The organism is Nocardia sp. NPDC004278 (assembly GCF_053602975.1).
In genome coordinates this window covers 1-8,716 of record NZ_JBSGEQ010000018.1, presented here as the reverse complement: position 1 = coordinate 8,716, position 8,716 = coordinate 1, and the positions used below count along the sequence as shown (strand labels likewise).

Genomic DNA, 8,716 nt, shown 5'->3' with positions numbered 1-8,716 from the left:
GACCCGGTCTGGTGTGGGTCGAGTCCGTGTTCGGTCAATGGACCCGGTCTGGTGTGGGTCGAGTCCGCGTTCGGCCAATGGATCAGGCCTGGCGTGAGTCGCCATCGGACAGGCGAAGGCCATGGTTTGCAAACAACCCTGTTCTGTCTGAGACGGAGGGTTTGTATTGTTCTCGGCGGCTACTTCGAGGGCAGCTCGTCATGTCCGCCAAAGGCCTTTCGCATGGCCGAGAGCATCTTGTCCGCGTACAGCGCCTCCCCGCGTGAGGAGAACCGTGCGAACAGCGCGGCCGAGAGCACCGGTGCGGGGACGCCGGTATCGATCGCGGCGTCGAGAGTCCAGCGTCCCTCGCCGGAGTCCGATACCCGGCCGTCGAAGGACGCGAGGGTCGGATCGGTGTAGAGCTCGCTCGCGGTCAGGTCCAGCAACCAGGAAGCGACCACCGAACCGCGCCGCCACACCTCGGTGACCTCGGGCACGTCGATGTCGTACCGGTACCACTCCGGATGTTCGAGCGGGGCCTCCTCGGCCGAGGCCGCGGCGTCGTGATCCGCGCCGATATTCGCCTTGTGCAGAATGTTCAGACCCTCGGCGTAGGCCGCCATCGCGCCGTATTCGATGCCGTTGTGCACCATCTTCACGAAATGGCCCGCACCGGCCGGACCGCAGTGCAGATAGCCCTGCTCGGCAGGCGAGGGCTCGCCGGTGCGGCCCGGGGTACGCTCGGCTGCCTCGACTCCGGGCGCGATGGACTTCAGCAGCGGGTCCAGATGCGCCACCGGCTCGGCCTCGCCGCCGATCATCAGGCAGAAGCCGCGGGCCAGGCCGAATACGCCGCCCGAGGTGCCGATGTCCACATAGTGGATGCCCTTGGGTTTCAGTGTGGCGGCGCGGGCGATGTCGTCGTGGTAGCGGCTGTTGCCGCCGTCGATGATGATGTCGCCGGGTTCGAGCAGGTCAGCGACCTCATCGATGACCCGACCGGTCACCGCGGCCGGGATCATCACCCAGACCACCCGCGGCGTCTCCAGCCTGGATATGAAGTCTTTCAGGTCGGTGGTGCCCTGGAAACTGTCGCTGCCCAGTTCTTCGGCGAGTGCGATGGTGTTCTTGGGTTTGCGTTCGTAGCCGACGGCGGTGTGTCCGTTCTTGACGATCCGGCGCACGATATTGGCGCCCATCCGACCCAGGCCGATCATTCCCAGCTGCATTCCATCCATCTCCCTTGTCGCTTCGGGGCCCTGGTGGTGAGAGTTCTGCTCATTGTCTCGCGCGGGTGTAACGCGCGCTGCGTTGCACCGATAAACGGGTTGGCTCCGCGTAGTTGCCAGACCCCCGACCCGGCAACTGCGCGGGGCCCTTCCATGTGTGGCGCGGTCCGTTGCACGGGATTTGCTCTTGGACCGTGCTGTGCTGCCGACGTCGGTGGCGACCACTATCGTTGGCGGAGACTCGCACCGTGCGAGCTCCTTTCAATCGAGCGGGGAGGACGGTTCGTGACGGGCGAATCGAGCACTGGGCGACGCGGCCGACACGAAAACGGTGAGGTCGGACTGAGACAGTTCCTCGACTCGGCTAGATCCGCTCCCGGCCAGCCCCCGCCACCCCGCCCCGCTCCCCAGGCATCGAGTCCGCAGCACGTATCGGACGCGTACCAGACGGACCCGAGTCAGGGTGGGGATCCGAGCCGGGCGGCGGATTCGGGCCGGGCGGCGGACCCGAATCGGGCGGCGGACCCGAATCGGGCGGCGGACCCGAATCGGGCGGCGGACCCGAGCTGGGTGACGGATTCGAGCCGGGTGATGGATCCGAATCGGGCGGCGGATCCGAGCCGGATGGTCGCACAGCATCAGCCTCCTCCGCCGCCCACGGTCCCGCACCAAGCGCCGGGCTCGCATCAGTCCTGGGCGCTGCATCAGTCGGCGACACCGCATCAGCCGCAGCCCGAGTCGCCCCAGCATCGCTCAGTACCGCATCATTCGGCGGCGGAGTTCGAGTCAGCAGCCGACTACCAGCCTGCGGCCCAACATCATTCGACAACGCAACATCAGTCGGTAGCCCAACATCATTCGGCGTCCGAGTACCAGTCGGTAGCCCAGCATCGGTCGGTGCCCCAGGACAATCCGGTAGCCCAGCATCGGTCGGTGCCCCAGGACAATCCGGCAGCCGAGCATCGGTCGGCGGCCGCATATCAGCCCCACTCGCCCGCGCGGCAGACTGAGCCGTACCATTCGGCGACGCAGTACGGGTCGGCAGCCGAGTACCAATCAGTGGCGGAACAGCATTCAGCTGCGCAGCATCATTCAACAGCTGAGTATCAGGCGGGGGTCGAGTATCAGGCTCACCCCGAGTCGCCCGAGCATCAGCCGTTGCCGCCGCAGTCGGTGGCGCGGCATCAGCCACCGCCGCCGCGCACGGTTCTGCCTCATGAGGTCGGCCAGCATGAGGCGGCTGCGCAGCATCAGTCCTCGCAGCAGCAACAATCGGCGGCCGCATATCAGCCCCAGTCGCCCGAGCAGCAGACCGAACTGGGGTATTCGGCGGTGCAGTATGGGGTGGCAGCCGAATATCAATCGGCGGCGGAACAGCATTCAGCTGCGCAGCATCAGTCGGCGCCACCGCATCAGGCGGGGGCCGAATATCAGCCTCAGCCCGCGTCGACCCCGCATCGGCCTGCGTCGCATCAATCGGTGACGGAGTACGAGTCGGCGGCCGAGCAGACAGTGGCCCAGCATCAGTCGTTGGCCGAACGTCAATCGCCAGCGCATCAGGTCGATGGGCAACTGGCGGGGGAGTGGGTCGGTGATTCCATGCCGACTACGCCGCTGCGGACTGCTCGGAGACCGAAGGCAAGACCGTCCGAGGGGGGCGGGCCTTCGGGGGCTGGTGCTCGTTGGCAGGGGCGGCGGGCGCCCGAGAGACCGGTTGAGCCGGGTGGGTTGAAATCGCCGATCGTCAAGCGGATCGGCATCGGGATCGGTGCGTTTGTCGTGGCGGCCGGGCTGGCTTATGTTGCGGACCTGGTGTTTTCCTCGGGCCATGTGCCGCGTGGGGTTGTGGTCGCCGGTATTGATATCGGCGGCAAGGGCACGGGGGCGGCGGATGCGGAACTGCGTACCGCACTCGGGCCGCGCGCTGATCAGGAGCTTCCGCTGCAGATCGGCGATGTGCAGACCAGGCTGACGCCCAAAACTGCTGGCCTGGCAGTTGATTGGGATACCACCTGGGCCAACATCGGTACCCAGCCGCTGAATCCGATCACCCGAGTGACCTCGTTGTTCACCACGCATACCGTGCCGGTCGCGAGCACTGTCGACGGCAATGCGCTGGATGCCCAGCTCACCGCGCTGCGCGTGCACGACCGTCCGACGGTCGAGGGCACCATTGCCTTCGATGGCGCCCGCCCGGTCGCGGTGCCGCCGGTGCCGGGCCGCATCCTCGATGTTCCCGCCGCACGTATCGCGCTCATCGACAACTGGTATCGCGGTGCGCTGCTCGATCTTCCAGAGACTGCGGCGCCGATCGCCGTGCGCGCGGAGGCGGTCGAACGGGCCTTGCACGAGATCGCCGAACCCGCGGTGCGTGCACCGATTGTCTTCGCGGGCAAGAACAATGCGACTGGCAGGCTGGAACCGGAGCAGATCGCGTCCCTGCTGTCCTTCGCGCCCGACGGCCAGGGCGGACTCGCCGCGAGCTTCAAACAGGATGTGGCGCAGGGTGTGCTCGGCCCGCAGCTGGCACCGTCGGAAGTCGAGGCCAAGGACGCGACCTTCGCGCTGACCGGGACGAAACCCACCGTGGTTCCGGCCATTGTCGGCGACAAGATCAATTGGGCGAAGACATTGGAGCTGTTGCCCACTCTGGTGGTTGCGCCGCAGGAGCGCACAGCGCAGGCCGTCTATGAAAAGGTCGACCCCAAGCTCACCACCGAGGCCGCGAACGCACTCGGCGTCACCGAGATGATGGGGCAGTTCACCACGAGCGGCTTCAGCGGCCCGTCCGGCGTGAACATCCGCGTGGTCGCTCAGAAGGTGAACGGCGCCATCGTCAAGCCGGGTGAAACCTTCTCGCTCAACGACTTCACCGGCCCCCGTGGCACCGCCGAAGGCTACGTCGAATCCGGCATTATCGACCACGGCCGCCCCAGCACCGCGGTGGGCGGCGGCATCAGCCAATTCGCCACCACCCTCTACAACGCCGCCTATTTCGCGGGCATGGAGGACGCGGGGCACACCGAACACAGCTACTACATCTCGCGCTATCCCGCGGCACGCGAGGCAACCGTCTTCGACGGCGCCATCGACCTCAAATTCCGCAATACCGGCCAAACCGGCGTCTACATCGAGACTTCGACCACCGACTCCGAGGTGACCGTCCGCCTATGGGGCACCAAGACCGTCAACGTCGAATCCATCACCGGCGAAAAGACCAAGCCCACCGAACCAACCACCATCAAACTCCCCAAGGGCAAGGACTGCATCGCCACCGAAGGCGCCCCCGGCTTCACCATCTCCGACACCCGAGTCATCACCGACCGCAAAACCGGCCGCGAAATCTCCCGCACCACCCGCACTGTCAAATACGACCCCATCCCAGTCGTCAAGTGCGAGTAGACCTCGCCGCGCTGTCGCATAGCGCGTGACTGCCTCGCATAGCCTCCTGCAACCTATGCGAGGCAATGCGCCAAGGCGAAGGCGCGTTTGTGAGGCGCGATCCTCCTGGCCTCTGCGGGGGCCTGCCAGGACCGCGTGTGTGTGGTCCAGCCTGGGGGCCCGGAACAGGGCCCGCCAGGCGTCGTATCCTGCAACCGATGTCGAGTGCAGGGGCTTTATCCGCGCCCTTGAACCCGTTGGCGGAATGTCCCGGTGAGTGCGGAGCTGATCGAAACCCACATCGCAAACGCGAACTGACCAGGTGTCGCGCCATCGACCTGCGTTCGAGACCAATCGTCCAGCGGGCGTGTATGTTACGCCGAAGTCACGTGAAAATGATCTCAGCCCGATCTGCGAATAGCTGGGTAATCACAGTAGGCGACCGATGCGCATCGGCTTGTGTCACTTCATTCCATTTGGAATGCTGCACAACAGGATCCGACCCTGCCTGGTGAATTCGGCGGTGCCGGGCCCTTCGTACCAGGTGCGGCGCGGTGGTGCGACTCGACAGCTATATCGCCGCTCTGGTTCGGTTCCGGTGACGCGTTCCCGTGGAATCGTGTTGCGGGGATTTCGATTCGAGTGAACCAGCAATAGTTCGGCAAATCGAATCGATCCGCCCACAATCTCAGGGGCTTGTCGCCTCTCCGTGCGGTGGTGAAACTTCTTTCGGCCGGTAATAATCGGTTACCGGCTGGATATTTCTCCATGGGTTCAAAGGGAAGTTCTAAATGAGCAAATTGCGCGTGCTCGGTGTCGCCTTCGCGGCGACCGCGGGCATTCTCCTGGTCGGTTCGGGTATTGCATCGGCGGCTGTCGATGAAGGCATCGTCCTGGAGCCGATCGGAACCATCGCCCCCGGCGAGCCGAACCCGAATGGGACCGGTTCCAGCTCGGCGGTCACCGATCTGGTGAAGGCGCTGTCCACCGGCTCGACAGGCGCCAAGACGCAGTAATCGGATGCTGGAAGTGCCTCACCTCGAAATGAGGTGAGGCACTTTGCTTTTGCGGACCCCGGCGCCGGGTCGCGAACGAATGTGGCCTGAATCCGCTCGGCACCCGCACCTTACAGCGGCGTTCGCATGAGCAGCACGTTGTACTGGTTGTACACCGACAGTAAGAAGTACAGGTCACGCCCGGTCTGATACGGGAAGATCATCGGCGCATAGGCGCTCGGCAGCGCAGGCCCATCGACGAGCACCTGCGGCTCGCTCCACGGCCCCTCCGGCTTGTCTGCACTGCGCAAGACCACCGAATTGGTCGAATCCGTCGTGAGCATGATGAATTTACCCAGCTGGTCGTTCCACATCACCGACAGCTCGGCGACACCATCGACGATCGGTGCGGCGACCTTGGCGTCCGGCTTCCACTCGGTGCCGTCCCAGTACTCGTAGCGATCGATGTCGGCGATATCGGCTTCCTGTGCGCGCGAGACGAATCCGGGATGCTGCCGCCCGGCGGCCGTGCCGTAGCGGTAGACGTAGCCGTCGTCCTTCAGGAAGGCGTTCTGCTGAAAGTTCTGATACCCGTCCACATTCGCGCGTCGGGTGGTGGTCAGCGGTGCCCAGCTCCGACCCCCGTCAGCCGAGGCGGCAAGAGTGGAGAAGTTGGTTTCCCACTTGCCGTGTTCACCCCAGCTGGCCACCGACATCAGACTCAGGTACTGCACGCCGCCGACCGAAATGCCCGCTGTCGGAATGAGACTGATCTCGATGCCGGGAATCTTCGGACTGGGCAGCGGATTGTTGCTCACCACGCCGTCGAACGAAATCCCCTGTGCCGGATCCTTGGTGGTGCTGCTGAACAGGACCTGGCTGCTCCAGGCCCACACGCTGCCGACGAGCAGATTGGGGAAGCCGAGGCCCGCACTGTCGCCGAAGGCGGTGAGCATCCGTCCGTTGCCGTCGTCCCACATGATGCCGAGGTCGGTGCCGAGCACATTGACGTTCTGGGTGCGATTGGGGCTGTCCATGCCGGTCATCTGGAAGACCGCCTGGGTCACTCCCGGTAAGCGTGGTAGGCCGCGCGACTGGCCGTTGATGCCGGGGATGGGGTTGATGCCGGGAATGGGGATCACGATATTCGGGTCGGCGACGGCCGGTCCGGCCAGTGCGACCGAGAGTGCGGCGGCGAGGACACCGGCTCTGGTGAGTGCGGACAGCGATCGGTTCATCCGGACGATCCCTTCTTGCGCGCGGTCTGCCCGGCCATTGTGCCCGGTTCTCGCCCCCATGTCCGAACGCGTTTGATGTGGAGCCGGACACCAGCCGATAGCTACACTGAAGATCATCAGGAGACGGGGCTTCGGGAGTGGCCGACCTGTCACCGCTGGCGACCATAGGTCGCCCGATACAGCTTCTTCGGCGGCGGGGCTCGGTCGCTCGATATATGACGGTTTGCCGCATCGCTCGCGAGGGCACAGCTGTTCCATTACATCCAGCAGGATTGGTGAACGCTAGGCGGTGGCTCATGGGTGATAGTCGCGCAACGCTTCGCAGTTGGTGGCACGATCCGGTGCACTACCGCTGGCTCGTGCGGACGTTGGAATCGCATTTCGCCCTAGGTCCGGTCAAATTCATCATCGGTGCGGGCGGCGCGGTGATGTTGCTGATCAATATGTTGATGTCGCTGTCGCCCGCCGGTCCATCGGGAACGGTCGATCGTGCGATCTTCGCATTCGCGGGGTTCACCGCGGCGGTATGGACGGTGCGCTGGTGGTTGTTTCCATGGCCGCGTGCGCTCACCTCATTGGCCCTGTGCACCTGGGCGGATATCGCCATCACCGCGTCCTGTCTGGTGGACCGCGATCGGCTGTACGCAGCATTGAGCGCGATGCTGCTGGTGGTGACCGGGGCCTACATCACGTTCTTCCACAGTCCGCGGGCGCTGGCCGCGCACGCCGCGTGGTCATTGCTTTCCATCGGGATCCTCGCCGGTTATGTGGTGACCGATTCCGCGGGTGGCGATATACCGCTGGCGGCGGCCATGGTGCTGATCATGATGGCGGCCATCGTCGTGGTGCTGCCCGGGCTGCAATTCTGCTATTGGGTGCTGCGCACCGACGTGCTGTCGGATCCGCTGACAATGCTGCTGAATCGGCGCGGTCTCGACTATTACCTGTACCGCTCCCGGCATCGGCAGTGTCTATCGGTGATCGCCCTCGATCTGGACCGCTTCAAGTCGGTCAACGACACATTCGGTCATATCGTCGGCGACCAGGTGCTCGCCTCGACGGCCGAGCGCTTGCGGGCGGTCGTCGATCCCGACGCCATCGTCGCCCGCACCGGCGGCGAGGAGTTCGCGGTGGTCGGCGAACTCGATCGTGACGGTGCGCTCGCCACCGCCGAGAGGTTGCGTCGCGCCGTCGAAGCGGCGGCCGGGGTGCCCGTCGTCATCACGGCCAGCATCGGTGTCGCCGTCTGTGCGGGCGGTGCGGATACCGGTCGGCCCCAGCTGCTGTTGCGCTGCGCGGACTCCGCGATGTACGAGGCGAAACAGTTGGGCGGCAATGCCGTTGTGCTGGCCGAGCCCCCGATCTACGTTCCGGACGCCGCGCCCACCCCGCGGCGAGATCTGTCGCGTCGCGGCAAATGACAATGGCGGCCCGGATCGCTCCGGGCCGCCATTGTTCGTATTCGCCTGTGTCCGAACGCTATCGGATCAGAACGCCGCTTCGTCCAGCTCCATGATGTCGTTGTCCAGGTTCGACAGGATGGCGCGGGTCGCGGTCAGCTCGGGCAGCACATTGCGGGCGAAGAACTGCGCGACGCCCACCTTGCCCTTGTAGAACGCCTCATCGGCACCGGTGGCGCCATTGTCGAGGGCCTTGATGGCGACCTCGGCGCCACGCAGCAGCTGCCAGCCGATCAGCAGGTCGCCGACCGCCATCAGGAAGCGCACCGAGCCGAGACCGACCTTGTACAGCTCCGACTGGTGCTCCTGAGCGCCCATCAGGTGCCCGGTCAGGGTGGCGGCCATGGCCTGGACATCCTCGAGCGCGGTGGCCAGCAGCTTGCGCTCGCCCTTGAGGCGACCGTTGCCCGCCTCGGAGTCGATGAACTTCT

At 65.2% G+C, this 8,716-nt stretch carries 6 protein-coding genes; 3 read left to right on the top strand and 3 right to left on the bottom strand.

What is annotated here, in order from left to right; genetic code table 11:
• Nucleotides 1-179: 179 nt before the first annotated feature.
• Entirely contained in the window at nt 180-1,211 is a 1,032-nt protein-coding gene (gene gnd / locus ACWEO2_RS25420; protein ID WP_452407595.1) for a phosphogluconate dehydrogenase (NAD(+)-dependent, decarboxylating), read from the bottom strand.
• 1,599 nt (nt 1,212-2,810) lie between these two features.
• Between gnd and ACWEO2_RS25415 the strand changes: the two genes are divergently transcribed.
• Nucleotides 2,811-4,613, top strand: a complete 1,803-nt coding sequence (locus ACWEO2_RS25415) for a VanW family protein (RefSeq protein ID WP_452407727.1) — start codon at nt 2,811-2,813, stop codon at nt 4,611-4,613.
• A 770-nt stretch (nt 4,614-5,383) separates the two neighbouring features.
• Nucleotides 5,384-5,608 carry a hypothetical protein gene (locus tag ACWEO2_RS25410; RefSeq protein ID WP_452407594.1) on the top strand — a complete coding sequence of 75 codons (225 nt, stop codon included), beginning with the start codon at nt 5,384-5,386 and terminating at the stop codon, nt 5,606-5,608.
• Nucleotides 5,609-5,718: 110 nt separating this feature from the next.
• On the opposite strand, the gene ACWEO2_RS25405 is transcribed toward ACWEO2_RS25410, so the two are convergent.
• Nucleotides 5,719-6,825, bottom strand: a complete 1,107-nt coding sequence (locus tag ACWEO2_RS25405; protein WP_452407593.1) for a DUF4185 domain-containing protein — start codon at nt 6,823-6,825, stop codon at nt 5,719-5,721.
• A 296-nt stretch (nt 6,826-7,121) separates the two neighbouring features.
• Here ACWEO2_RS25405 and ACWEO2_RS25400 point away from each other — a divergent pair, with 296 nt between their 5' ends.
• Nucleotides 7,122-8,246, top strand: coding sequence for a GGDEF domain-containing protein (locus tag ACWEO2_RS25400; protein WP_452407592.1), 1,125 nt, complete (start codon nt 7,122-7,124; stop codon nt 8,244-8,246).
• Nucleotides 8,247-8,312: 66 nt separating this feature from the next.
• Here the strand turns inward: ACWEO2_RS25400 and ACWEO2_RS25395 are convergent.
• Nucleotides 8,313-8,716: acyl-CoA dehydrogenase C-terminal domain-containing protein (locus ACWEO2_RS25395; RefSeq protein WP_452407591.1), on the bottom strand; the 404-nt coding region annotated here is incomplete at its 5' end.